Here is a 26,167-nt window from a genome sequence, read left to right as displayed (position 1 = left end):
CCGTTTTGCTTACCGAATTACATTACGCATTCTTTGGCGGAGTGAATGCCATTAATCCCGGTACTTTGCCAGTGTACTTCTCGATACGGACTAATGAAGAGTTCGCTGCACATCCGTTAGCAAGACGTGAAGTTGGAATATCGCTAGTCAGCACGTTCGCACCACCATTTCGGCACATGCCAGTTTCAGGATCAAGGTCAGGCCAGCCACCCTCATGGATACAAACAGAACCTTGTTTGATGCCATCGGTAACCAGCGCTCCAACTAGTACTTGGCCACGGTCATTATATGCACGAACCAGGTCGCCAGACTTGATACCATACTTCTTCGCATCTTCAGTGTTAATTGAAATCGGCTCGCGGTTAGCGATTGCATACTCTTCACGAAGCTTGGCGTAGTTAAATTGACTGTGTAGGCGGTGAGCTGCGTGCGCTGTCATTAGCTGTAGCTCGCCATCTTTAGCTGAGCCGAAGAACTCGGTTGGCTCCATCCAAGTAGGGTGCGCTGGGCAATCTTCGTAGCCATAGCCTTCAATGGTTTTCGAATAGATCTCAATTTTGCCACTTGGCGTGCCAAGCGGGTTCATCACTGGATCTTTTCTAAAGTCAGCGTGACGAACAAAGCCAGCCGCTTTCTTGTTGAACTTCATTTCGATCAGCTCATTGGTATCCCAGAACTTACCAAAGTTAGGCATACGAACGCGTGCAGCACGACCGCCTTTTTGAGCCGCTTCATAGAAACCTTTTAGCCAATCCATTTCAGATTTGCCTTCGGTGTAGACATCGCGACCACCTGCTTTGATAAGCTCAGACATATCAGCAAACACGTCGAAGTCATTACGTGCTTCACCTTGAGGCTCAACGACTTTTTTCATCGGTACGAGATGCTGGTTACTGTAGTCACCCGTCATCGTCATATCATTACGTTCGAATGAGGTGGTGATAGGCAGTACGATGTCAGCGTGTTTAGCTGCTGCGGTCCAGTAGATCTCTGAGATAACAATGAGCTCAGGTTTTTGCCACGCTTTGATCAAACGGTTGGTATCTTGGTGGTGGGTAAAGTTTGCACCGCCAGCCCACCAGATCATCTTAATGTCCGGGAAGGTTTTTTCATGACCGTTGTGTTGGTACGCTTTTCCTGGGTTTTCTAGAGCTTCAACAATTCGAGCTACTGGGAATGAATTGACAGCGCCTGAAATGGCCCAGTCATTACCTGCAGACGAACCCCCACCAATAGAAGCAGAAATTGCAGGTAGAACGCCAGCGTCACGTGTTGGGTTACCACCGTTTGAGTAATGGTAAGAGAAACCAAAGCCACCGCCAGGAAGACCAATTTGACCTAGCATTGCCGCCAATGTAGCAATCATCCAGTGACGCTGCTCGCCAAATTGTTGACGCTGAATACCCCAACCAGCCATAAGCATGGTGCGATTGTCGCTGAAGATGTCAGCAAGTAGCTCAATTTGTTTAGCTGGAACGCCTGTGATATCCGCCGCCCACTCTGAAGTTTTCTCAACACCGTCTTCTTTGCCTAGCAAGTAAGCTTCGAATTGATCATAGCCAGTGGTGTACTTGCCTAAGAAGGCTTTGTCGTGCTTACCTTTCTTAACCAAGGTGTGTGCGATACCCATGAGCATAGCAACGTCTGTCATTGGGCGAGGCGCGATCCATTGGACTTTGTCTTCGAAGAAATCAATGGTTTCAGAGCGCATTGGGTCGATAGCGATAATGGTTTTGCCAGACTTCTTAAGCTGGTGGAAGAACTCCAAACCAGAGCAGTCCGTTGAACTCCAAGCGATCTTAAGGGTGTTTAGTGGGTTCATACCCCAAAGCACAACGACGTCACTGTTCTCTAGCACCATTGGGTGTGTGGTTTGCTGCTCATACACCTCAATCGAGCCCATAACGTGAGGCATGATAACTTGCGCGGCACCAGTAGAGTAATCACCTAGGTGACCTGAGTAGCCACCTGCCAAACTCATATAACGTTGTAGTAGAGTTTGGGCTTTGTGAAGCACACCAGATGAACGCCAGCCGTACGAACCAGCAAATACCGATTCTGCGCCATTAGCTTTACGGATTCGCATATGCTGCTCGTGAATCAGCTTGTAAGCATCGTCCCATGACACGCGAACATACTCGTCTTTGCCTCGTTCGCCTGCTGGTGCTTCAGGGTTTTCCAGATACCCTTTGCGCACCATTGGATACTTGATACGAGCTTTAGTGTAAACCTGATCTGGGCCTGTAGTTTGCAAGCTATTTGGTACCGTTTGAGCAAGCGCATTCTTAGTGGAAATCAGCTTTCCATCAACTACTTCACAAAGCATCGGACCCATGCGGCCTGCGGTTAGAACACCTGAGCCTCGTTTTGATGCCGCTGAAACGGATAGGGGAGTCAAGGAAGTAAAAGCGAGCGCACCTGCTGCCATACTTGAACCTTTGAGGAATCCACGACGTGTAATATCTGTCATAACGCTTTCCTTATTTTTAGTGACCAGCCACGTCTTTTGCGTGGTTTTGGAAGAACTTAGTGAGAATTTCTAAATCAAGAGCTGAGATATCGGTGCGATCACCCATACCTTTTGCAACCGGTCCCCATGCATTGACCGTAAAGTGGTTCGCTGGGATTTTTGCGTGGCACGTCGAGCAGTAAACATTGTCTAGCTCTTCGGCATAGCCCCACAATGCATCAGGACTGCCTAATACTGGTTCAGTAATGTCGGTGGTGAGGGTGGCAGTGCGCCATTCATTTCCATACTCGTCTGCTTCGAACTCGCCAACGTTCAGTGCTCGTTGACCCGCGTCTGAAAGTGTTGCGATGATGTTTCGCTGCCCTTTGCCCATATATAGGACTTGTTCTGCCCCTTTCATTTGGTAGCCTGACAGCGCCACTGTGCGAGTAGTGTCAGTGTGTTTAACCACGGACATTTCTACAGCAGGACTGATGGTGCCGAGTTCTTGCAGAGCTATAGGCCCTACGGAGTAAACCGTCGTCGCATCTGCTGGTGTGTTATCCGTTTGCGCAACGACACGGTTATAAGCTTCGGTATCAAGCTCCGGTTCAGGCGCGAAGTGAGCGACGCCCTTGTGGCAGTCAATACATGTTTGATTGTTAGCAATACCGTACTCGTGCATTTTTGCGGCATCTTCAGATTGCTCGTAGGTATCCATTGCGTCAAATGAGTGACATGAGCGACAGGTGGCGGAGTCATTCGCGCGCAATTGCGCCCAAACAGTTTCTGCCATCTCCATACGATGTGCTTCATATTTGTCTTCATCATCAATTTTGCCGGTTACAAACTCGTGATAGATATCTTTTGAAGCACGGATTTTAGTGATGACGTAATCGAGTGGGTCACTTGGTATATGGCAGTCTGAACACTCAGCGCGAATACCTTTTGCGTTAGTAAAATGGATGGAACCTTGATATTCCTCATAAGGGATCTGCATTGTATGGCAGGAAAGACAAAATTCGGTGCTGGATGTTTTGTGCATAATTGCAGCAGTGCCGCCAAAACTCAGCCAACCAATTAATATTCCCACACAGGTAATGAGCAAAATATATCGTTTTTTTAAATTCATAAGTATTTATTAATAAATGTGTCATTTCGTGATTATTTATAACGCTACTCCTTTAGTAGTATGTTTGGATTTGATTTGAATCATAGATAGGCGCACTAATCTTGTGGGTTTTTATAACTGTGCTAAAGCTCACTTTTCTCTGTCGGAATTAGAGTGCAAAAAAAGGACACCATATGGTGTCCTTGAGAATATGTACCTATTTTCTAATACAAATATCTATTTAGTGATCAAGATACAGATAATTCTGCCAGCTTTTCATTCGTATCAAAACCTTACGCATAATAGAAACATGAGTGAAACTATCTGAATAAATAGCAATTTCTGCGTTAGAACCTGTCGGCAGGACATATTGACTCATGTCATCTTCGATCACCAATTTCACCATAGCACGTCCCATAGTGTTAAAGCTCTGGGTTGTTCTTAGTGTTCCACTCGCACTAATCTGACCTTCCGCAATAGTGGGTAAAACTTCCACGACTTTTCCTTTGAACACTTTTCCAGGCAGTGCTCTAAATAAGAACTCTGCTTCAAACCCGGGTTGGAGTCGCTGTAACGAGTTCTGACGAAATGCACCAACGTAGAAATTCTCTTCGGTATGGACAAACGTCATCAAGGGAACAAGTGGAAGTGGTACTGCCATCATACCGGGGCGAAGCGCTAGTTGAGTCACATAGCCGTCGGTTGGTGCACGAACCACAGTTTCTTTAAGGTTGAATTCAGCTTGTATCAATTGGGCTTTAAGCTGAGCAACCGTAGTGTTTTCACCGTAAATTTGCGACTCAAACGCTAGACGTGCACTTTCTTCCTTCGCTTGAGAGGCTTCCAAAGCGGCTTGATTTGCTTTGAAGGTTTGCAGACGAGTATCGACTTGTTGCGCCGTAAAAGCACCTTTCTTAAAGCCTTTTTGGTAACGAGCATACTCTCGTTCAGCTTTATCGCGCTCGGCTAGAGCTTTGATTGTGTCAGATTGGGCCGCTTTGTATGCACTTTCTAGTTGAAGTACATCTTGCTCCGCGTCTGCAAGCGCGGCTTTTGCACGAATCACTTCCGCTTCAAATGGAATTGGATCAATACGGAACAACACATCGCCTTTCTCAAGCTGTTGGTTCGCTTCGACATCGACTTCAATGACTTTACCACGCACGCTAGAAACAATGGGAGTAGTACTGTAAAACTGTCCACCGATTTGACTAAATGGATGGTTATAGTTCATCAAAAGAATCAGAGTACCGATTAGTACCACGCCACCAAGCACTGCAGTAGGCACTGTCCATTTGTTCAAAGGAATCTTAAAGATCTTAAAAATGGCAATACATAGCGCTGCATAAGTGAGTATCAGTAATAAATCCATGGATTACTTCTCCTCTGCTTGTTGTTGAACGGCAGCGTTAGATTGCTTGCCTTTAAGATAAGTGACTTCTTGCTCAAGTTCGGAAACTTGATCGATAAGGCGTTCGAGTCGGTGATGAAGATCGTGTTGCTCTTCCTCCAATTTATGAAAACCCCAACCGCGCTCACTACGCCATAAGGTTGCCCAAATCCAAAGAAATGGCCATATTGCGTGAAGCGTAAATAAGCTTACCCAACCAGCAACATGTATGGCATCCTGATGAGGATGGTCACGCTCTTTTGCTATTTCATAAGGAATGTCGTGAATAACGATAATTCCATAAAAAATAACCAAAGCAACGAAGACAAGAAGGCCTAGAGCAAAATAATCAAGAAACATAATGCATCCTTGCTAACAAGTAATGAAGAGAACAATGTGTTCATTCGGTAAGTTAAGTATCTGTTATATTTATGTATTAAACAACACTGTGCGTAATTAAAAGGATAGAAAGTGGGATTTATTGGAGAAGCAGCTGCGGTAGGCGCTGCGATGGTTTGGGCGATTGCAACGTGGATATACAGCCAGTTTTCACATCACTTTACTGCGTTACAACTTAATATCATTAAAGGATCAATCGCGTCGTTGATGATGTTGATTGTTCTGCCATTTACTCCAATGCCAGAGGTTGCGATAGAACCTAAGTATTTATGGGTTTTAGGTATCTCTGGTGTTATTGGTATAGCCATTGGTGACAGTGCCTACTTTGCGGCGTTAAAAAGAATCGGTGCTAATAAAACTCTGTTGCTGGAATCTTTGGCACCGCCTTTGTCAGGAGTTCTCGCGCTTATATTTCTTGGTGCAGCACTGCAATTGCAAAGCTGGTTAGGCGTTATCATTACTACCATTGCGGTGACAGCAGTTGTATTCCAACCGAATGAAAGTGACGGTTCGGCTCTTAATCTTCAGGGTGTTGGGTATGGGCTCGTCGCCAGCGTTTGTCAGGCTTCTGGGGTGGTGATTTCCCACTTTGCTTTGGTGCAAGGGGATCTCCCTCCGTTGCTAGGTGCACTCATTCGGTTAGTCATTGGTGTCATGGCGGTTGCCGCCATCATTCCATTTGTCGAGAAAAAGCCATTTTCGACGATTCTTACTCAAAGCCGAGATATGTCGAAAAAGAATTGGACCTGGTTGCTTGCCGCGATATTTGTAGGAACATTCTTAGCATTGTGGCTACAGCAGGTAGCCTTAAAGCACGCCAACCCTGCGATTGCCCAAACACTGATTGCAACCAGCCCGTTGTTTATCCTAATCATTTACGCGATTCGTGGGGAGCGCGTGACTAAACGAAGTGTACTTGGGACATTATGTGCATTGGGAGGAATTTCCCTGTTTTTCTTGTAATCAAATGCAGGAAGAAACAGAAAATAATATCGAAATGCCTACTAACTAAGTAGGCATTTTAGTGTCATAGGCGACTCGGTAACCCCTAAACGTTGCGCCGCAGTTTGGCCACATTTGTCTTGGTAACAAAGGTTATGCCACGCTCTGAAGATATCCAATAGCGGATGAATTCCGGCAGGTCTTAGTTTTCTTCTTGGTTCGTTGATAAAGCTTTCGAACAGCAATTGGAATCGGTCTTGGTAAAAATCGATCTGTTTGGTCGAAGCCGATTTCAACCAATAAGGAACATTTGGATTACTCCCGGCTAGATAACATATTCCTTTACTCGCTCCGGAAGGTTGTTGAGTCACTGCCCAGCGGTCGCGCCACCATCCCATCAGTACAACGTCGATCATCTCTGATGGTTCAGAATCAGCCCAATTTTCATCTTGCTCAACATACATAAGATCGACAGTGCCAGCTTGAATACGAGGCAAGCAAACCGTAAGAGCGGCAGAGCGCAATACCGGATCTTGCGGCATATAAATCGAAACCCGTTTGCTATCGGTTAACGACTGTAAAATATGCAAATAATGCGCATAAGAGGTATAGGGTGCGCGTATCAGCGCTCCGACGGCTGGATAATTAAACGCTGCAAAATTACCGAGAGGATCTTCGACATTGCTTCGCGCCAGAATGTTCTGATACTTAACATCGATACGACTTTTTAAGTCATCGGTAGGTATATTTACTTCGCTATTGTTTTCTGCACTGTAGTCGGAAGGAACAATTTGGCAGTCAACTTGAAAAGCGTTGTGATCGGTAAAGCTTGTTGGCGTGGCATCAACAGAGTAATTGGTATGCTGACACAATACGTAACCCGAGTTAGCGTCACAGGTTGCGAACCAGAACACGCCATTGTTACTAAGTGGCTGAAGCGTCCGATAGTTGGATGTTAGTTGGTATTCATCAGCGTGATTAATCCATCTCGCATCAATATCAGCAAGCTTGCGTCGGCATCGACTGGCGATTTGATCAATATGATCATAGAAAGTCTTAGGGTTGATTTCGAGCTTTCGACAGATTTCTCTTACCGAGTAGCCAGTGAACAATAAACCTAAGAGTGTCTCTTGAAAGGAGAGCTTTTTGTTGGTTCCAGACCAACGATCGACAAAAGTGCCCTGACAGGATTTACAGCGGTAACGTTGACGATCACCGCTAAAGCCAAAAGCGTGGTAACGATCTTTATGGGTATGAACGGACAGGCCATAATTTTCACATTGAGCGTCCTTACAAGAGGGAAGGCCGTCATGGTGATGTTGGCTTAAGCGATCGAGTTCGTTAAGAACTTCTTGGTTATTAAGTAGGGGGGGAAACGCGCCACACTCTCGGCATACCATCGCTGGCCGTTTAGGATTACTGTGCTGCAGGATATAGAGGTTTGCATCACTTCGTCCAAAATTGTCACACGCCAATGTTTTACAAAAATTGAGCTGTAATCCATTTGCGGCTAACGGCAGTCTGCCTTCTGACACGTTCACCCCCTATGGTTCGGTCGATTCCTTGGCAAAGAAAAGCCAGCTCATTCAGGCATTGAGCTGGCTTTGTTCTTTAAATGTTGATTGCAGTCTCTAGCGCTACAACCATCATGTCATTAAATGATTTTTGACGGTCTTCTGAGCTTAGTTTCTCACCACGGATAATATGGTCAGATACCGTTAGTACAGTCAGAGCTTTAGCTCCTAGGTCAGCAGCTACACCGTAAATACCCGCTGCTTCCATATCTACACCAAGAATACCCAGATGCTTCATTTTATCGAAAATGTCTGCTTCTGGAGTGTAGAAAAGATCCGCAGAAAAAATGTTACCCACTTTTACTGGTACTTCTTGTAAGCGCGCTTGTTTTACCGCTTCTTCAAGTAGGCCGTAGTCTGCAATAGCAGCAAAGTCATGATCGTTAAAACGGATACGGTTCACTTTTGAATCCGTTGATGCACCCATACCGATGACAACGTCCATAAGGTTAACGTCGTCGCGTACAGCACCACAGCTACCAACGCGGATAACATTTTTTACGCCGTAATCTTTGATTAGCTCGTGAACGTAGATGCAGCATGATGGGATACCCATACCGTGGCCCATAACAGACACTTTTTTGCCTTTGTAAGTACCTGTGAAGCCAAACATGTTGCGAACGTCACACACTTTTACAACGTCTTCAAGGAAAGTTTCCGCGATATATTGCGCGCGAAGTGGGTCACCTGGCATTAGTACAGTTTCCGCGAAATCACCTGGATTAGCATTAATGTGTGGGGTAGCCATTGTATCACTCCTAAAGTTTTAACTAATTCTGTTGAACGTGTTGTTCGTCGTTGATGGGGAGTTTATACCGATATATTGGTGTTCTATGAGATTTTAATCACATTTCTGTCGGTAATTATATAAAAGGCAACCAATGATAACTAAATCTGTTGAAAGTGGTTAGGCAATCGATTTTTTCTGCAAAAATCACTCGATGAGAAAATTTTTCGTGGAGAAGTGAACCAAATTGCTGTGCGATGCATACAATTGTACAAGATAGAATTTTGTATCACTTACTTAATCACAAATGAAAAGCCAGTCAGTTTAGCGAAGCGAGGGATTCAACATGGAAGACACAATCGTAGTGGGTATTAGCTCCTGTTTATTAGGAGAGAAAGTTCGTTTTGACTCCGGTCATAAGCAAAGCAGTTACGTTAACAAAGAACTAGCAGACTACTTTGACTTTGTTTCTGTATGTCCTGAGGTAGGCATGGGCCTGCCAGTGCCGCGACCAACCATTCGATTGATGACGAATGAAGAGCGCATCGCTTTGGTAGATACGAAAGATAGCACGCGAGACCACACCGAAGGCATGATGCGCTTTTCTCGGGAGAAAGTATCCGAAATAAAAGATACGGAGATGTGCGGCTATATAGTTTGCGCTAAATCCCCAAGTTGCGGGATGGAGCGCGTGAAAGTCTACAGCAAAGGTCACGCATCCACTGATGGAGTCGGCTTATATACTAAGCACCTGATGGAACAAATGCCATGGCTACCAGTGGAAGAAGACGGACGATTGAACGATCCTGTGTTAAAAGAGAATTTCATATCTCGCGTTTACAGCTTGAAAGACTTCTATCGCTCAATGGAGGGCAACCCGACTCCTGGAAAAATCGTTGCATTTCACTCTCGATACAAGCTTACGTTGATGGCTCACGAACCTAGCGCTTATAAATCTCTTGGACGACTTGTTGCCAAGCAAAGCGAGTATACACCAAGTGAATTTTACACAGCTTACCGCAACGGCTTGATGGAGGCTCTCAGAAATAGAGCCAGTAGAAAGAATGTCACCAATGTATTGATGCATATTCAAGGCTATTTTAAACGTTCCCTCAACAAAGGTGAAAAAGCGGAACTTGCGAAGGTCATTGATGACTATCGTGTTGGACTATTACCCATCTTAGCGCCACTAACGTTGTTGAAGCACTACTTGAATGCTTACCCAGATGATTACTTGGCAAGTCAAATCTTCCTTCAACCACATCCAGAAGAGATGCGTTTACGATATGGGCTGTAATGAAAAACGATATGCCATCAGAGAAATAGCAGATTTGACTGGTATTAAACCTGTGACATTACGAGCATGGCAGCGTCGTTACAATTTGGTTCAGCCGCTTCGCACTGAAAAGGGCCATAGGGTATACACCGCGGATGACCTCGAAAAGATTAAAACCATCCAAAGTTGGTTAAATAAGGGCGTTTCTATCGGCAAGGTAAAGTCTTTATTGGAATCTGAAGTAGTTTCGAGTGCAGTGGAAGACGCTAATCAATTGGAAGAAGTGTCAGAGACATTGGATAGTTTAGCTGGGCTAGACGGGGGAAAAACCGATCGCTTGATCGCGATGGTACTCAAGGAGTATCCATTGACAATTGTAGAATCGAAATTCGTTATTCCCATTTTGGGTGCTATCCACTTCTTAAAGCTTGGCCCCCGCTCTTTGCAGCTTGCTTTGTTCAAAACGATGTTTATTAAGCATCTGAGCTTAATGGTTAACTCAGAGAGTAAACGTGGTCACCGATTAAATAAGTTAATGGTGAGTTTGGATGAAACAGGAAACATATTTGCGTGGCTTTACTACGCTCAGTTGGTAGAACAGGGTGAGAGTGTTGTTTTTTTAGATGGGGTGGAGGAGATGAGTACACTGTTCACGGATGTGGTGCAGTACCAAGCAGTCTATGTCTTTGCACAAAAGTCATTACCTGATAAGCAGCTCGACACCATTGTAGATGCACTACAAAGAGATGGTCACAATATTCAAGTTTCCCCAGTTATTGCCCATTTAATAGACGTGCGCAAAGGAGCCGAATCATGAGGCTAGTTCTATTCAATCGAGACCTACGCGTCACAGACAATACGGCGTTAATAGAAGCAATAGATGGTGAAACCCCTGTTATTGCAGCGTTTGTTGCTACCCCAGAACAGTGGAAAAGTCATTCGCTCTCACCCATTCAAGCTGATTTAATTTGGCGACGCCTGACTGTTTTGCAAAGTGAGCTAAAACAAATCAATGTGCCTCTCATCTACCAAGAAGCTCAAGATTATGCTGCTGCGAATACTTGGTTGGCCGAAATTTGTCATCAATTTGATGTGCAAGAGGTATTTTTGAACCGTGATTACGAGATTAATGAAGCTAACCGAATCCAGGAACTGTCAGAGATAGCCGGGACAGAATGGCGTGTAAGGGCGTTTGATGACAAGTGTATTTTAAAACCCGGTTCGGTACTCAATCAAAAAGGGGATTACTTTAAGGTTTTTACTCCCTTTAAAAAAGCGTGGTTAAAAATCGTTGGTGAATTTATCGTGCGTAAGCCACAGGTATCCGCACTAGTTACGGCGCCTGCCAACCTCTTGTTCGACTCCAGTTCCTCATTTTCGTATCCTACTAGAGATAGCTCAGAATGGTCTGTAGACAGCCATGAGATCATCCAGCAGCTGAGAGACTTCTCTGCTGACAAAGCGAACCTCTACCAAGCCGAGCGGGACTTTCCTGCATTGGACAGCACAAGTATGTTAAGTCCATATCTCGCCATTGGGGCAATATCTGCTCGCCAATGTGTTGCTAGGCTTAAGTATGATGCAGCCAACACTTCGTTATCAACTGGTGCCGAGACATGGTTGAGTGAACTGATCTGGCGAGAATTTTACCAACACCTTATCTATTTCGAACCCAAGCTTTGTAAACATCACGGATACTTATCATGGGAGAAACACCTGAAGTGGACAGGAAAGCTTGATCATTTTAAGCAATGGTGCGAGGGAAAAACAGGTTATCCAATCGTTGATGCCGCTATGCGTCAGCTTAATACCAAAGGGTGGATGCACAATCGATTGAGAATGGTAGTAGCCAGTTTCTTAACTAAAGATTTGCATTTAGATTGGAGGTTGGGGGAGCAGTACTTTATGACACAACTCATTGACGGTGACTTTGCTGCCAATAATGGTGGATGGCAATGGTGCGCATCTACAGGTTGTGATGGGCAACCCTATTTTCGTATTTTTAACCCAATAAGTCAGGGGGAAAAATTCGATGCTAATGGCGAGTTCATAAGAACGTGGATTCCTGAGCTTAACTCGGTCCCTAACAAATTTATTCACAAGCCTTGGCTTTGGAATGAGTTCGAGAATGTCGATTATCCGCAGTCGATAGTTGATCATAAGATACAAAGAGATATAACCTTAGCTTTGTATAAAGATGCAAAGGACCAACATTGATGTTACGTAAAACCCTTTTAGCCGCCTGTTTGGGCTTTTCACACTGGTTGAGTGCCGCCACCTACAACCTTCCGACTGACGGGAGTAATATGGTGGGAACGTTGCAGTATCACAGTGTGGTGGCTGGGGAAACCATGTCTGATATTGCTAAGCAGTATGATGTTGGCTTTCTGTCTCTAATGGCAGCAAACAAGGGTGTGGATCCTTTCTTACCCAAAGAAGGCTACGTTCTGACCATTCCCAGTCAGGCTATTTTGCCGCATGTCGATTATAAAGGCATCGTGATCAATTTGGCTGAGCTGAGGTTGTACTATTTTGAACCTGACAAAAATCTGGTTCACATCTTTCCTGTAGGTATTGGTCGAATTGGTCAAGATACACCGGAAATGACAACGAAAATCAGTCAATTGAGAGAGGCTCCAACTTGGACGCCGCCTACTTCAATTCGTAAAGAGTATTTAGCTAAAGGTGTTGAGCTGCCAAAAGTTGTTCCCGCTGGCCCGGAAAACCCGCTCGGAGACTATGCGATGCGACTTGCGTACGGGACGGGCTCTTACTTGATCCATGGAACTAACAAAGACTTTGGTATTGGTCTGAGGGTAAGTGCTGGTTGTATCCGAATGGACCCGAAAGACATTGATTGGTTATTCCACCAAGCGAAAATAGGTATGCAAGTAAGAATCATTGATGAGCCTATCAAGATCGCATTAGAGCCAGACAGAAGTGTGTTTATTGAGGCACATGAACCTTTGACCCGAAGTGATGGGACTAAAAAGGAAATGGACATACCTCAAGAGTTGACTTGGTGGCTTGACGAGTACGGTATTAATGACCGAATTGCTCGCGCGGCGGTGTTAGCACAAAATGGTGTGCCGATTGAAGTTGTACCGGCTATGGATGACTTAGAATAACTGGTCGATTTACAGATATAAAAAAACACCCGCATAAAGCGGGTGTTTTTCTTAGTATTCTTTTTGCTTACTTAGTGTAAGACTGAGCGATGTTGTCGATACGCTCGTTTGCACGCTCAGCTTCTTCTTGAGCAGCCATTGCGTTTTTGTTACCCATTTGAACTTCGTTCTTCAGTGCTTGCACGTCAGAGCTTAGTTGGCTTACTTGGTTGCTTAGGTCATCCATTTTTGCTGTTGTTGCTTCGTCTGGACCAGATGCACAACCAGCTAGTAGTAGAACTGATGACGCTGCTGCTGCAATTAAAACTTTCTTCATTATAAGCTCCTTCAGGATTTAGTATTTAAAACAGCCCTGCTACTTAATTCATCGCATTGAGGCTATTTTTGAGTTTAGTGCCTAATTTTAAGAACGCAAATTATTTAAAAGTCAGAAAAACCAAAAAATTACGCGATTTTGCGGTTAAACTTCCTCTTTCTTAATTATGAGAATAATTTGGCATAGGATAATGTGATCTCTGTCAAAATTCTAACGCGAGAACACGATAAGTCACTGTATCGTCAGATTTTATCTAAGGAAAGCAGAATTTGGGCCATATTAAGTGGGACATCTCCTACAATGAAGCAAGGGAACGCAAATTTCTGGGTGACTGACATTGCTGGTTACCATGACAATTATCAGGTATTATGCGCGCTCATTTTTATCTGCACGACCTTTTAGGAGTACACGCATTGCAATTTAAAGAACTTGGCCTTGATAACCGACTACTGAAGAACTTAAGTCATTATGACTTTAAGAAAGCGACTGATATTCAAAAGCAAGCTATTCCAGTAGCTATTGCTGGAAAGGATCTGTTGGCATCTTCGAAGACTGGTTCTGGCAAGACTTTGGCATTTGTATTGCCGATGCTCCATAAAGCACTCAAGAGCAAAGCATTCTCAGCAAGAGATCCTCGTGCTGTTATTCTTGCACCAACACGTGAATTGGCGAAGCAAGTTTATGGCGAACTAAAATCGATGCTTGGTGGCTTATCTTACGATGCCACGCTGATCTTAGGTGGTGAGAACTTTAACGATCAAGTAAAAGCGCTGCGTCGTTACCCAAAATTTATCGTCGCGACACCAGGACGTTTAGCTGACCACCTTGAGCACCGCTCTCTATTCCTTGATGGCTTAGATACTCTCATTCTTGATGAAGCGGATCGCATGCTAGATCTTGGTTTTGCACCAGAGCTGCGTCGTATTCATAACGCGGCTAAACACCGTCGTCGCCAAACGTTAATGTTCTCAGCAACACTTGACCATGCCGAAGTAAATGATATTGCAGCTGAGATGTTAGATGCACCAAAACGAATTGCGATTGGCGTATCGAATGAAGAGCATAAAGACATTACTCAGAAATTCTATCTATGTGATCATCTTGATCATAAAGAAGCAATTCTAGAGCGTATTCTTGAGCAAGCAGAGTATAAGCAAGTCATCATCTTTACTGCGACACGTGTCGATACAGAACGTCTTACTAAATGGCTCAATGAGAAGAAGCTTAAAGCAGTCGCATTAAGTGGGAATCTCAATCAGACTCAACGTAATGCGATTATGAGTCAGTTCGAGCGTCATGTCTTTAAGATCCTAGTGACTACTGATGTGGCGTCGCGTGGCATTGATATTGCGAGCGTAACGCACGTAATTAACTTTGATATGCCAAAACATACGGAAGAATACGTACACCGAGTAGGTCGTACAGGTCGTGCTGGTAACAAGGGCGATGCGGTATCTCTCGTAGGCCCTAAAGACTGGGATAGCTTTAAACGTGTTGAAGCCTTCTTACAACAAGACCTGACTTTCTCTGAGCTAGAAGGGCTTAAAGGTAAGTTCAAAGGCTTTAGACCGAAGAAGCCTGCGTTTAACAAAAAAGCGACTGCTACTAAGGGTAAACCTCAACAGAAGAAAGCGACGACTAAGAAGCCGGCGCAACGCGACAAAACGTTCTACAAAAATGTTGCGGTGGGTGATTCGGTCTTTATTCCTAAGAAAAAGCCGAAGCCAGCCGAAGACGCTTAATCAATCATTTCTACTAAAGAGCCTTATTAAGGCTCTTTTTTTATCCTATTCAAACTGAAAACCTCAGTTATATGACAGTCATATAATCGAAATAATTTTGTCGTCATATTTGGTTTTACAGTCAAATCTATCACTAACTTACTGATTTTTTAGTGATCTTATCCCAATTGCTCCTCTCAACGTTTTTGTCATTTGTCATACACCTTTCAACTAAGTGAAACACAACTGTCATATTCGGGCACTAATCTTGTCAGCGTTCAAATGAAACTCGGCAATCAAGCCAATAAAGGAAATTGTGATGAAAAAGACAGTTATCGGTGCAATCGCTCTACTAGGCGCACTAGCAGTGACTCCAGCTTCAGCTAAAGAAACTATCTCTGCGGTAGGTTCTAGCAGCGTAACTCCACTGATGGAAGTTTTCTCTGAAACATACATGAAAGCAAACTCAAATGTTTTCATTGAAGTACAAGGACCAGGTTCTTCTGCGGGCGTACGTGCAGCTAAAGATGGCTCAGCAGACATGGGTATGTCTTCTCGTGCACTAAAAGAAGATGAAAAACAAGCAACGTTAGTAGAAGAAGTTGTTGCTCGCGATGGTATCGCAGTTGTTGTTAACCCAGCGAACGACCTAAAAGGTCTAACGTCTGAGCAAGTAACAGCAATCTACAAAGGCGAAATTAGCAACTGGAAAGAAGTTGGTGGTGCAGACAAGCCTATCGTAGCTATCACTCGTGATACAGCTTCTGGCACACGTGGCGCATTTGAAGACATCATGAGCCTGAAGCAAAAAATCAACGGCATGAAAGTAACGGCTATCTCTCAGCGCGCTCAAGTTGCTAACGGTAACGGTGCACTAAAGACTATGGTAGCAAGCAACCCATACGCAATTGGCTACATCTCTCTAGGTACAGTTGATACTTCTGTACACGCTCTAGAAATCGATGGCACGCCAGCGACTGTAGACAATGTTAAGAACGACTCATACAAAGTAGCTCGTCCTTTCCTAGTGCTTTACCAACAAGGTAAGCCATCTGCTGAAGCTCAGAAGTTCCTTGACTGGATGCTAACTGACGAAGCTCAAGCAATCGTAGAGAAGAAAGGTTACATCTCAGTAAACTAATCTCTACCAGTAAATATTGAATACCTTGCTCAGCCCACCGTTTAGGGCTGAGCCTTTTATATGTCTAACTCGAACTTTCGACGAGTAGAAATTAATTATGACCATCGCAACAAATAGTGAGAAGCTTATGAGTAATGAAGCGACTCAGTCCGTAACTCGTGGCAGCGGCCTTAAGGCTCAAAAACGAGTGGATTGGAAAGAACGAATTTTCCATGGACTTTTCCTTACCAGTGCAATCATCGGTATCGTATCGCTAGCGGTTATTGCTTACTTTATCTTCAAAGAAAGTCTTCCTGCTTTCCAAGCAGTGGGCGTCTCTGGCATTGTTTTAGGCCAAAACTGGCTTCCACCAGCACTTTACGGTGTTGCTACTATGATTGTAGCGTCGGTGGTTTCTACTCTCGGTGCGGTTGTCGTCGGTGTTCCAGTAGGTGTACTAACGGCTATCTTTATCGCAGAAATTGCCCCGAAGCGTTTGGCGGACATTATCCGCCCTGCGGTTGAACTATTGGCAGGCATTCCTTCGGTTGTTTACGGTTTCTTCGGTCTAGTCATCATTGTGCCTTTGATTCAGCAAATCTTTAATGTTCCTGCGGGTAACACGATTCTTGCGGGTATCATTGTGTTGGGTGTGATGATTCTTCCAACGGTTATTACCGTATCTGAAACTTCGATTCGTGCAGTGCCTCGCACCTATAAAGAAGGTTCACTAGCACTTGGTGCTTCAAAGATTTATACCATTTTCAAACTACTCGTACCGGCTGCTCGCTCGGGCATTATGACGGGTGTGATTCTAGGTATCGGTCGCGCACTTGGTGAGACCATGGCAATCATCATGGTCATGGGTAATGCGCCTGCGATGCCGGGAAGTATCCTCGACTCAGCGCGTACTCTAACCGCAAACATTGCGATCGAAATGTCTTACGCAAGTGGTGTTCACGCTAATGCATTGTATGCGACTGGCGTAGTGTTATTGGTGTTTATCATGATGCTAAACGCTGCACTACTTTACTTGAACCGTGAGAAAGCGAAGTAATCATTATGGATACAGTTAAACTAAAAAAAGCGCGCCAAAATAAAGACGCGGTTCTGAATGCATTTGTATGGGCCGCTGCTGCACTTACTGTGGGTTTCTTGTTCTGGATTATTTGGTACATCCTTTCAAATGGTCTTCAACACGTAAGCTGGAGTTTTATTACCGATAACTATACGCGTACTGGCGATGAGCACGGTATTTTCCCGATGATTGTGTCAACCATTTACATGGTTATCGCCTCGATTGCAGTAGCTGCACCGCTAGGCATCATGACCGCAATCTACTTAACGGAGTATGCCAAAGTTGGCAGTAAGTTAGTGAAGGTCATTCGATTCTGTACTGAATCGTTGGCTGGCATTCCGTCGATTATTTTCGGTCTGTTTGGTATGACGTTCTTCGTGGTTATTCTTGGTTTTGGCTTCTCGATTCTTTCCGGTGCATTAACACTGAGTATCTTGATCCTGCCAGTTATTATTCGTACTACAGAAGAAGCATTGATGGCCGTACCACAAACTTATCGTGAAGGTTCGTACGCTCTTGGTTCTTCAAAAATCTACACTATCTGGCGCCTTATTTTGCCAAGCGCAATGCCAGGTATCTTAACTTCGGTCATTCTTAGTATTGGTCGTGTAATTGGTGAGTCTGCTCCAGTGTTCCTAACGGCTGGTATGGTGGCACGTATTCCGGATTCATTGATGGATTCAGGTCGTACACTAACGGTTCACCTTTATAAACTCACAACGGAACTGTTCACAATAGAAGAGTGGAATCAAGCTTATGGCACAGCAACGGTATTGATTGTAGTTGTACTACTTATCAATATGCTGACTAAGCTTATCGCTAGCCGCTTCAATACAGCAACGTACTAACAGAGATTATTGACGTCGAGTGGCAAAGCCAGAACATAAAGAGCCTCGCCACTCCCAACATGACGACATTGCACGATAAAGAATTTAGAGATTAAGACTATGAACAAATTTAATATTGAAAACCTAGACCTTTTCTACGGTGAAAACCAAGCACTGAAATCGATCAACCTACCGATTCCAACTCGCCAAGTGACGGCGTTGATTGGTCCTTCTGGCTGCGGCAAATCAACGTTACTACGTTGTCTAAACCGTATGAACGATCTGATCGAAGGTGTGAAAATCACTGGCTCGCTGGAAATGGATGGTACTGACATCTATGGCAATATCGACGTGGCTGATCTTCGCATTAAAGTCGGTATGGTTTTCCAAAAACCAAACCCATTCCCAATGAGTATTTACGAGAATGTGGCGTATGGTCTGCGTGCTCAAGGCATCAAAGATAAGAAGCACATTGATATGGTGGTAGAGCGCTCTTTGCGCGGTGCCGCACTTTGGGATGAGGTGAAAGACCGTCTTAAGTCGCATGCATTTGGTTTATCTGGTGGTCAGCAGCAACGTCTGTGTATTGCACGTACTATTGCAATGGAACCAGATGTCATTCTGATGGACGAACCAACGTCGGCACTTGACCCTATCGCGACACATAAAATTGAAGAGTTGATGGAAGAGCTTAAGAAAGACTACACCATCGTTATCGTGACTCACTCAATGCAGCAAGCGCGTCGTATCTCAGACCGTACGGCATTTTTCCTAATGGGAGAACTGGTTGAGCACAATGAAACACCGATTATTTTCTCAAACCCAGCGGATGACCGTACTCAAGGTTATGTAAATGGTGACTTCGGTTAATCGCATTTGAACACAATTTCCAGTTATCGCGCGATTCCATTGAATCAAACAATTAGCGAGTGACCCGAATTTATTGGCATATCACTATAACTATAAGCGATGGTACTGTTGCCCCTCTTGTTAGAGGGGCTTTTTTTATTCAATTAAGTAGTAGCGGCAACGCGTAATGGCTTGTCATTTATCGGCAAGTGAATCAGTGCTGCCACAAAGGCTAGGACTACTGTCGACCACCAAATCGGTTCGTAGGAACCATAGTAGTCGTAAATCCTACCACCAGCCCATGCCCCTAAAAAGCTTCCCACTTGGTGCGTGAAGAACACCAAGCCGTAAAGAGTAGAAAGATAGCGAGCACCAAAAATCTGACGAACTAAACCTGAAGTAAGTGGTACTGTGCCAAGCCAGCAGAAGCCAATCGCACCACCAAACCACGCCGCTGTGTACTCTGTTACGGGAAGTGAAACGAAAGCAGCAATTACTACTGTTCTGAATAAATACAGCATCGACATGACATGGCGCTTACTGTATTTGTCACCCATTAGCCCCCAAAAATACGAACCAAAGATATTGAAAATACCGACGTAGGCAAGCGCAAGGGCTGCGCTGTTTGCTGGCAGGTTCTTATCGGCAAGATAACTTGGCAAGTGCGTAGCAATAAACATCACATGAAAGCCACAAACAAAGAAGCCAGCATGAATTAACCAATAACCTTTGTGATGAAATGCTTCTTTTAGTGCTTGTTTTAGCGTTAGCTCGTTGTCTTCAATCGGTGTTTTACCTGCGTTATTTTGACGTGAGGATTTCATAAATAGTGAAAACGCAACCATCAGAGTGCACAAGGCAGCAAAACCTTGTAATGCACCTTGCCAACCCATGTCATCCAACATTAATTGAGCACCTGGGATCATGGCAAACATACCGAATGATCCGGCCGCTGTGGTTAAGCCAAATGCTTTCGCGGCGTGTTCCGCCGGTACGACTTTCGCGACTGCTCCTAGAATGATGACGTAGCTTGTCGCGCTCAAACCTAGACCAACAAGCGCACCTAGTGATAGATAAAGAACACTGGTTTCATTCGTTATTGAGGTCAGATAGAGACCTAATGCATAGGCGATAGCACCTATTAAAATAATGCGTTTTGAACCCCATTTATCTGCCGCCATCCCGACAAAGGGTTGGAAAAGGCCAAACAAAAGGTTTTGCAATGCGATCGCAAAACTAAAGAACTCTCGCCCAGTTTCGAAGTGCTCGGAAATAGGCATCATGAAAATACCGAATGACTGTCGTATACCCAAGCTGACAATCAAGATGCCGATACCCAACCAAACTAATGGGGGAAAACGAAAAATACTCATTAATAATTACGCTCTAATGATGGTGATGAGAATGATCCATAGGATCGGTTGGGTTCTGTTGGTGGCACCCAGTATGCACTGCCTGTTTTGCAATAAGCTCCAGCAATACAGGAGAGTGGTGCACTGCGGTTAGGGTGATAACCAATAGCAACAACATTCTCACGAGTTGAGCAAAAATGGATTGTGAAAACATGACGCTCAATAGTGGTTTAAAAAGAGCGCGAAGTGTAATGATCTGGTTTGAATGACTCAAATGACATTTTGTGAATTAATCTATGCATAGCATGCATGTATTCGAACTCTGTCACGGAGAGTGACAATCTCAAGATGCACCGTGAGTTGAGTTAGGTATATAATCTCGCGGTAAATAGAATGGAAAACAAAAAATGAAGTACGATTGGATCTTGTTTGACGCCGACGAAACCTTATTCCACTTTGATTCTTTTGGTGGTATGAAACTAATGTTTGAACGTTTTGGCGTAAACTTCTCTCGTGATGACTACGAAGAGTATCAGTTGGTTAATAAACCATTATGGGTTGATTACCAAGACGGAAAAATCACCGCAGAACAACTCAAACATATTCGCTTTGAAGGTTGGGCGACTAAACTTGGTATCACTCCGCTAGAAATGAACAGTGCATTTTTAGAAGCTATGGCTGATATTTGTACCTTGCTGCCGGGTGCGAAGGAGCTACTCGATGCATTAAATGGTCAAGCCAAACTTGGCATCATTACCAACGGTTTTACGGAACTACAAGCGATTCGTCTTGAGCGTACTGGATTAAGTGACTACTTCGAGCATGTGGTTATCTCGGAAGAAGTAGGTGTGGCGAAGCCTGACCACGGTATCTTTCAGCACGCCCACCAATTAATGGGCCTCCCGAGTAAATCAAAGATACTGATGGTTGGTGATAACCCTGATTCCGATGTACTCGGTGGGCTTAACTTTGGTATCGAAACCTGTTGGTTAAATACACAAGGTCATCCGCGACCAGAAGGTATTGCACCTCATTACGAAGTAACGTCTCTTGCTGAGTTAAAAACCACCTTGTTTGCCTAAACTCCATTCGCCTTCGTCAATTGCGAAGGCGATTTAATCCCTCTCAATATTTGAATATCCGCTTTACCCTTCCTATGTTTTAGAGACAACTAAAGTTTGCCCCATTTATTGCGCCACACCGTACAAGTAGGCGTAGGAGTTACTAGAGCAACGTTTCTTGGCACCCTAGAGTGCCATTCAACACTAACAACGTACTGAATCAGCTAGATTTTATACAGACGAATAAAGTTGAAGTAACGCAGTAGCTTTATCACACAGGCCACATAAGGAATTGTGTCATGGGTAAATATGTCTCTTCCATACCCTTACTTTGTTTTCTCGGAGCACTCAGTGCTTCTTCTTTCACTCATGCAGATGAACGCTTCAAAGTTGGAGAACAGAAAGCAAAAGTTTGTATGACCTGCCACGGCGCCGACGGCATATCCAGCATTGAATCCTATCCAAATCTGCGGGGTCAAAAAATGGGGTATCTCATGACCTCGCTTCGCAGTTATCAAACTAGAGAACGTTCAGGGGGACTCGCTGTCCTTATGCAGCAGCAAGCCGATGCTTTGAGCGAACAAGACATCTCCGACATTGCTTATTACTACTCTCAACTTGGCTCTGATGATGCTAAACAATAAGGAGAGCTTTTATGGATACGACATCTCCTAACTACAGCACTAAAGTTGTTCGATACTTCATTATCGCCTCGTTGATTTGGGCTGTGGCGGGTATGACAATTGGCGTTATTTTGGCAGCTCAGCTCTATTGGCCTGCGCTCAACCTTGATTCCGAGTATTTCCAGTTTGGACGGCTTAGACCGCTTCATACTTCAGGCGTTATCTACGGCTTCGTGGTCAATATCTTAATGGGTACCTCGCTCTACATTGTTCAACGAACTGGGCAGTGTGAGATTTTCAACAAGAGCCTTGCCTGGATGGTCTTTTGGGGTTGGCAATTAGTGCTGTTGCTTGCACTGATTTCATTGCCTCTTGGCTATACAACTTCAAAAGAATATGCGGAGCTCGAGTGGCCGATTGATATTCTCATTGTCTTAGTTTGGGTGCTTTATGCTGTGCTCTTTTTTGGAACAATAGCGAAAAGGAAAGTTTCTCATATCTTCGTTGCTAACTGGTTCTTTGCAGCATTCATTATTGTTATTGCGATGATATTTATCGTCAATAATCTCGCGATGCCCGCCTCATTAATGAAATCCTATTCTGTCTTCGCAGGTGCGCAGGATGCCATCGTACAGTGGTGGTGGGGACATAATGCCGTTGGTTTCTTGCTCACTGCCGGCATCATTGGCATGAACTACTATTTCATCCCAAAAGTGTCTGAACGTCCGATTTACTCTTATCGTTTGTCCATAATTCATTTCTGGGGCTTGGTCGGATTTTATACTTGGGCGGGTACTCACCACTTGGTCTACTCTTCTGTACCTGTGTGGGTTCAGAACATCGGTATAGTGATGTCCTTGATCCTCTGGTTACCTTCTTGGGGGGGCGCATTTAACAGTGCCATGACCCTGCTTCAGAACAAACAAAAGCTCAAATCTGACTACATCATGCTGTTCTTCTTCTCAGCCATTCTTTACTACTGCTTGGCGACATTTGAGGGGCCTTTACTCGCGATTCGTTGGTTCAACATGGTTGCACACAACACGGAGTGGATTATAGGGCATGTTCACTCAGCGGCTCTTGGATGGGTTGGAATGTCGGGTATAGCGGTATTCTATTATTTCATTCCTCGACTATGGGGGAAAACAGAATTGTGGTCGCCGCGTCTCATGAAGTGGCACTTCTGGCTTGCTCATGCTGGTGTCGCTATCTATGCCATTTCGCTTTGGGTAGCAGGTATAGGTGAGGGTTATATGTGGTTAGCACAAAGCGATAATGGTGAATTGGTATACAGCTTTGTGGAAGCGATGAACTTTAAAGCACCTTGGTTATTCCTTCGATTCTTTGGCGGTGCGCTGTTTGTGCTTGGTTTGCTGCTCATGGCTGTAAACATATACAAGACCGTCAAAATGCCAACGTCGTTAATCGCAAAGGAGGCTTAACATGAGTGCAGATTTTACCAAGTCAGTCTTCATATTAATTGTCTCTACCATAGTGGTCGCGTCGTTCTCTATTTTAGTATGGGTACTTCCAAACTTACTGCGAACACCGGAGCTTGTTGCGAACAGCACTGCCAAACCGCTTACGGCGATCCAAGTGGCTGGTCGTGATATCTATATCAGCGAAGGATGCCATGTCTGTCACACTCAAATGGTGAGGCCGCTTGAGCCCGAAATGAAGCGAAACGGCAGGGCTAACCAAGAGCCGGATGACATCTATGAGTTTCCCAACTTATGGGGCTCGAAGCGCACGGGACCCGATTTGACTAATCTCGGGCGAAAATACTCTGACCAGTGGCACCTAATACATCTAATAGACCCTCGCAGAGTTGTGCCTACTTCCATTATGCCTGCTTACCCTTGGTTGTTCGAACAGGTTCTGACGGGAGATGACATCACAGAGAAAATGGAAACCCTTAGGTTCTTAGGTGTTCCTTATACTGATGATGAAATTGCCAATGCTCGACTGCAAGTGAGAGGAAAAACAAAAGGTGAAGCACTGATTCACTACCTTCAAAGTTTGGGTGTAGATACTGCAGAGGAGGATGGACAATGAGTCATTTTTGGAGCCTTTGGGCTGCTGTCGGCACTGTTGTATTTTTCATCCTAATGGTGCTGGTGGTCGTTAAGTACTGGCGCAACAATCACAAAGCTGACAAAGACAGAGTGTTAGATACCTTTGATGGCATTGATGAGAACGATGCGCCGCCACCAAAATTGTTGTTTGTTTCGTATTTTGTTGCATTTGCCATTTCTGTTGGTTACCTGATCTTGTATCCCGGAGTCGGCAGTTGGAAAGGGCTGATGGATTACGACCAAGCTAACGATAAACTGAGTCGTCCAAATACCACACTAGCGCAGCAGTTTTCCGAACTTACTGATGACTCGTTATTGGCCTTAGCGAATGAGCCAAATATAGTGAAATCTGGACGTATGCTGTTTCAGACTCATTGTGCTGCGTGTCATCGTGACAATGCTCAAGGTGCGAAACACTTTCCAAATCTTATCGATAATGAGTGGCTGTATGGTGGATCGGATGCTGCAATTATCCACTCTATAGAGTTAGGTCGAAATGGAGCAATGCCAGGGTGGATTGATGTATTGCGACCGGATGAAATCTCCAAAATATCGTATTACTTAGCTTCACTAAATCAACGTCATACCGACGTGCCTGAAATCAAAGTCCAATTAGGGAAAGAGCTGTTTATACAACATTGTGCTTCGTGTCATGGGGATGGCAGTGTTCCCAATATAGAACAAGGCGTGCCTGATCTCGCTGACAATATCTGGTTACATGGTGGCAGCATTGAGGAAATCCAGCACACCATTCGTGCAGGCCTAAACAATGTTATGCCAGCCTTTGGACAGCAGCTTTCTCAGAATGAAATTCTGGCTATTGGTGCATACATAACCAAAGCGCGGTTGGACAACAACTCTCGACTTGCCAAGCTTGATGCATCGTCAGTGGAGCGTGGGGAGTACCTCGCGCATGCAGGTGATTGCGTCGCCTGCCATAGTGCTGAAGGAGGAGAACCGTTTGCTGGTGGTCTGCCATTCGTTACACCTTTCGGCACCATTTATTCGACCAACATAACACCCCACGTTTCAGAAGGCATAGGTAGTTACGACTACGAAGACTTCCGTGCAGCCTTGGTCGATGGCAAAGGCCAACATGGCTACTTGTATCCCGCGATGCCATTTACCTCCTACCAGTACGTTAATGAGCAGGATATGCGCGATCTTTGGGAATACATGCAGTCCATTGTGTCGGTTGCTCGCAAAAACGATCCCAATAAGATGATGTTTCCTTCAAATATCCGACTTGGTTTACTTGGTTGGGACATTGTATTTGCGGATAGAACGCCAATTGATTACCAAGTACCTGATGAGCTTAAAGATAAGGTAGATGATGTAGATAAATGGCAGCTTGGCAAATATTGGGTAGCGGGATTAGGGCATTGCTCCGAATGTCATACACCAAGGAACATCGCTCAAGCGCTTGAAAACGACAGGATCTTCCAGGGCAATTTAATCGATGGCTGGAATGCTCCAAATATTACTGCTACTGAGCTATACGTTGACGGTTGGGATATTCAAAGTCTGACAGACTTCCTTCATACCGGTCACTCCTCGAAAGGGACGGCATTTGCAGGTATGGCAGATGTGATCAAAAACAGTCTGAGTCTTATGACTCGCGAAGACATTGAGTCCATGTCTTACTATCTGTTGAGCGGAGACACTAATAATTTCATTGATGAAAATGCGGTGCAGTTACAACCAACGGGCTTTGATGAGGCGGCCTACGCTGCGGAGATCTATACCACTTACAACCAAACATGTGGAGCATGTCATGGGGAAGATGGTAAGGGGCGTGATCCTATCGCTCCAACACTACTTAACAATGGCATCATTATGCACAGTGATCCATTCAACACGATTGCAGTAACGATTCGCGGACTTCAGCCAACGTACATTGATAAGGACAGAAACTTTATGCCTATGGCAAGTTTCGAGGACGTATTGTCGGATACACGACTAGCAGAATTGATCACCTTCGTAAGGTTATATTTAGGTGCTAGAGAAGACGTTGTTACTGCAAATGATGTGAAAGAAGTGCGTGAAATGCTGGAAAAAGCCGGATACTCGGGTGGTCTTCACGTTACTCCTGATATGTATGATGAGCGCGACGGCAGAATCAATGTAAACTAACGTGTGCATCTGGATT

The 26,167-nt window shown here is 44.6% G+C and carries 24 protein-coding genes; 15 read left to right on the top strand and 9 right to left on the bottom strand.

What is annotated here, in order from left to right; genetic code table 11:
- Positions 1-22 precede the first annotated feature (22 nt).
- From VME0621_RS16245 to VME0621_RS16230, 4 genes are all read right to left on the bottom strand, one after another.
- Positions 23-2,470, bottom strand: coding sequence for a molybdopterin guanine dinucleotide-containing S/N-oxide reductase (locus VME0621_RS16245; protein WP_062458581.1), 2,448 nt, complete (start codon positions 2,468-2,470; stop codon positions 23-25).
- 16 nt (positions 2,471-2,486) lie between these two features.
- Positions 2,487-3,581: a NapC/NirT family cytochrome c gene (locus VME0621_RS16240; RefSeq protein ID WP_062458579.1), complete on the bottom strand. Its 1,095-nt coding sequence runs from the start codon at positions 3,579-3,581 to the stop codon at positions 2,487-2,489.
- A 220-nt stretch (positions 3,582-3,801) separates the two neighbouring features.
- A complete protein-coding gene (locus VME0621_RS16235; protein ID WP_038226123.1) occupies positions 3,802-4,932 on the bottom strand; it encodes an HlyD family secretion protein in 1,131 nt (376 codons plus the stop codon).
- 3 nt (positions 4,933-4,935) lie between these two features.
- Positions 4,936-5,310 carry a DUF3302 domain-containing protein gene (locus VME0621_RS16230; RefSeq protein ID WP_006069326.1) on the bottom strand — a complete coding sequence of 125 codons (375 nt, stop codon included), beginning with the start codon at positions 5,308-5,310 and terminating at the stop codon, positions 4,936-4,938.
- 111 nt (positions 5,311-5,421) lie between these two features.
- On the opposite strand from VME0621_RS16230, the gene VME0621_RS16225 reads away from it, so the two are divergent.
- Positions 5,422-6,312, top strand: coding sequence for a DMT family transporter (locus VME0621_RS16225; RefSeq protein ID WP_082795503.1), 891 nt, complete (start codon positions 5,422-5,424; stop codon positions 6,310-6,312).
- Between the two features lie 41 nt (positions 6,313-6,353).
- On the opposite strand, the gene VME0621_RS16220 is transcribed toward VME0621_RS16225, so the two are convergent.
- Together VME0621_RS16220 and deoD are read right to left on the bottom strand one after the other, a co-directional pair.
- Entirely contained in the window at positions 6,354-7,826 is a 1,473-nt protein-coding gene (locus tag VME0621_RS16220; protein WP_062458785.1) for a hypothetical protein, read from the bottom strand.
- A 76-nt stretch (positions 7,827-7,902) separates the two neighbouring features.
- Positions 7,903-8,613: a purine-nucleoside phosphorylase gene (gene deoD / locus VME0621_RS16215; RefSeq protein ID WP_006069323.1), complete on the bottom strand. Its 711-nt coding sequence runs from the start codon at positions 8,611-8,613 to the stop codon at positions 7,903-7,905.
- A gap of 325 nt (positions 8,614-8,938) precedes the next feature.
- Between deoD and VME0621_RS16210 the strand changes: the two genes are divergently transcribed.
- Genes VME0621_RS16210 through VME0621_RS16195 form a run of 4 tightly spaced genes read left to right on the top strand, consistent with a single transcriptional unit; the run spans position 8,939 to position 12,996 of the window.
- Positions 8,939-9,889: a YbgA family protein gene (locus VME0621_RS16210; protein WP_062458576.1), complete on the top strand. Its 951-nt coding sequence runs from the start codon at positions 8,939-8,941 to the stop codon at positions 9,887-9,889.
- Entirely contained in the window at positions 9,819-10,685 is an 867-nt protein-coding gene (locus VME0621_RS16205; protein WP_412104854.1) for a MerR family transcriptional regulator, read from the top strand. The genes VME0621_RS16210 and VME0621_RS16205 overlap by 71 nt, the downstream gene beginning before the upstream one ends.
- The gene (phrB, locus tag VME0621_RS16200; RefSeq protein WP_062458573.1) at positions 10,682-12,085 is read left to right on the top strand and encodes a deoxyribodipyrimidine photo-lyase; all 1,404 of its coding nucleotides are present in this window, start codon (positions 10,682-10,684) and stop codon (positions 12,083-12,085) included. Before VME0621_RS16205 ends, phrB begins: the two co-directional genes overlap by 4 nt.
- Positions 12,085-12,996: a L,D-transpeptidase family protein gene (locus tag VME0621_RS16195; protein ID WP_062458570.1), complete on the top strand. Its 912-nt coding sequence runs from the start codon at positions 12,085-12,087 to the stop codon at positions 12,994-12,996. The genes phrB and VME0621_RS16195 overlap by 1 nt, the downstream gene beginning before the upstream one ends.
- Positions 12,997-13,063: 67 nt before the next feature.
- Here the strand turns inward: VME0621_RS16195 and VME0621_RS16190 are convergent, their stop codons facing one another.
- On the bottom strand, positions 13,064-13,312 hold the full coding sequence (locus tag VME0621_RS16190; protein WP_006069318.1) for an Lpp/OprI family alanine-zipper lipoprotein: 249 nt from the start codon (positions 13,310-13,312) through the stop codon (positions 13,064-13,066).
- 368 nt (positions 13,313-13,680) lie between these two features.
- Here VME0621_RS16190 and VME0621_RS16185 point away from each other — a divergent pair, with 368 nt between their 5' ends.
- The 5 genes from VME0621_RS16185 to pstB all read left to right on the top strand — a co-directional run bounded on the left by VME0621_RS16185 (position 13,681) and on the right by pstB (position 18,928).
- Positions 13,681-15,054 (top strand): DEAD/DEAH box helicase, encoded by a 1,374-nt coding sequence (locus VME0621_RS16185; RefSeq protein ID WP_050798564.1) that lies wholly within the window; start codon positions 13,681-13,683, stop codon positions 15,052-15,054.
- A gap of 298 nt (positions 15,055-15,352) precedes the next feature.
- Positions 15,353-16,174, top strand: a complete 822-nt coding sequence (locus VME0621_RS16180; RefSeq protein ID WP_006069316.1) for a phosphate ABC transporter substrate-binding protein — start codon at positions 15,353-15,355, stop codon at positions 16,172-16,174.
- Positions 16,175-16,271: 97 nt separating this feature from the next.
- Complete coding sequence (gene pstC / locus VME0621_RS16175) at positions 16,272-17,210, top strand: phosphate ABC transporter permease subunit PstC (RefSeq protein WP_006069315.1); 939 nt, start codon at positions 16,272-16,274, stop codon at positions 17,208-17,210.
- Between the two features lie 5 nt (positions 17,211-17,215).
- On the top strand, positions 17,216-18,079 hold the full coding sequence (gene pstA / locus VME0621_RS16170) for a phosphate ABC transporter permease PstA (protein ID WP_006069314.1): 864 nt from the start codon (positions 17,216-17,218) through the stop codon (positions 18,077-18,079).
- A gap of 99 nt (positions 18,080-18,178) precedes the next feature.
- On the top strand, positions 18,179-18,928 hold the full coding sequence (pstB, locus tag VME0621_RS16165) for a phosphate ABC transporter ATP-binding protein PstB (RefSeq protein ID WP_006069313.1): 750 nt from the start codon (positions 18,179-18,181) through the stop codon (positions 18,926-18,928).
- A 143-nt stretch (positions 18,929-19,071) separates the two neighbouring features.
- On the opposite strand, the gene VME0621_RS16160 is transcribed toward pstB, so the two are convergent.
- Positions 19,072-20,280: an MFS transporter gene (locus VME0621_RS16160; RefSeq protein ID WP_062458568.1), complete on the bottom strand. Its 1,209-nt coding sequence runs from the start codon at positions 20,278-20,280 to the stop codon at positions 19,072-19,074.
- Positions 20,281-20,293: 13 nt separating this feature from the next.
- Complete coding sequence (locus VME0621_RS26200; RefSeq protein ID WP_081836405.1) at positions 20,294-20,473, bottom strand: hypothetical protein; 180 nt, start codon at positions 20,471-20,473, stop codon at positions 20,294-20,296.
- 193 nt (positions 20,474-20,666) lie between these two features.
- Between VME0621_RS26200 and yjjG the strand changes: the two genes are divergently transcribed.
- The 5 genes from yjjG to VME0621_RS16135 all read left to right on the top strand — a co-directional run bounded on the left by yjjG (position 20,667) and on the right by VME0621_RS16135 (position 26,151).
- Positions 20,667-21,341 (top strand): pyrimidine 5'-nucleotidase, encoded by a 675-nt coding sequence (yjjG, locus tag VME0621_RS16155; RefSeq protein WP_062458565.1) that lies wholly within the window; start codon positions 20,667-20,669, stop codon positions 21,339-21,341.
- 278 nt (positions 21,342-21,619) lie between these two features.
- Positions 21,620-21,964, top strand: a complete 345-nt coding sequence (locus VME0621_RS16150) for a c-type cytochrome (RefSeq protein WP_062458556.1) — start codon at positions 21,620-21,622, stop codon at positions 21,962-21,964.
- An 11-nt stretch (positions 21,965-21,975) separates the two neighbouring features.
- Positions 21,976-23,385, top strand: coding sequence for a cytochrome-c oxidase, cbb3-type subunit I (gene ccoN, locus VME0621_RS16145; protein WP_062458553.1), 1,410 nt, complete (start codon positions 21,976-21,978; stop codon positions 23,383-23,385).
- A 1-nt stretch (position 23,386) separates the two neighbouring features.
- Positions 23,387-23,998, top strand: coding sequence for a cbb3-type cytochrome c oxidase subunit II (locus VME0621_RS16140; RefSeq protein ID WP_006069308.1), 612 nt, complete (start codon positions 23,387-23,389; stop codon positions 23,996-23,998).
- Positions 23,995-26,151 (top strand): cytochrome c, encoded by a 2,157-nt coding sequence (locus VME0621_RS16135; RefSeq protein ID WP_062458551.1) that lies wholly within the window; start codon positions 23,995-23,997, stop codon positions 26,149-26,151. The genes VME0621_RS16140 and VME0621_RS16135 overlap by 4 nt, the downstream gene beginning before the upstream one ends.
- The last annotated feature ends 16 nt before the right edge of the window (positions 26,152-26,167 follow it).

It is taken from the genome of Vibrio mediterranei, from assembly GCF_900088415.1.
Lineage (GTDB): Bacteria > Pseudomonadota > Gammaproteobacteria > Enterobacterales > Vibrionaceae > Vibrio > Vibrio mediterranei.
This window is presented reverse-complemented; position numbering and strand designations above follow the sequence as displayed.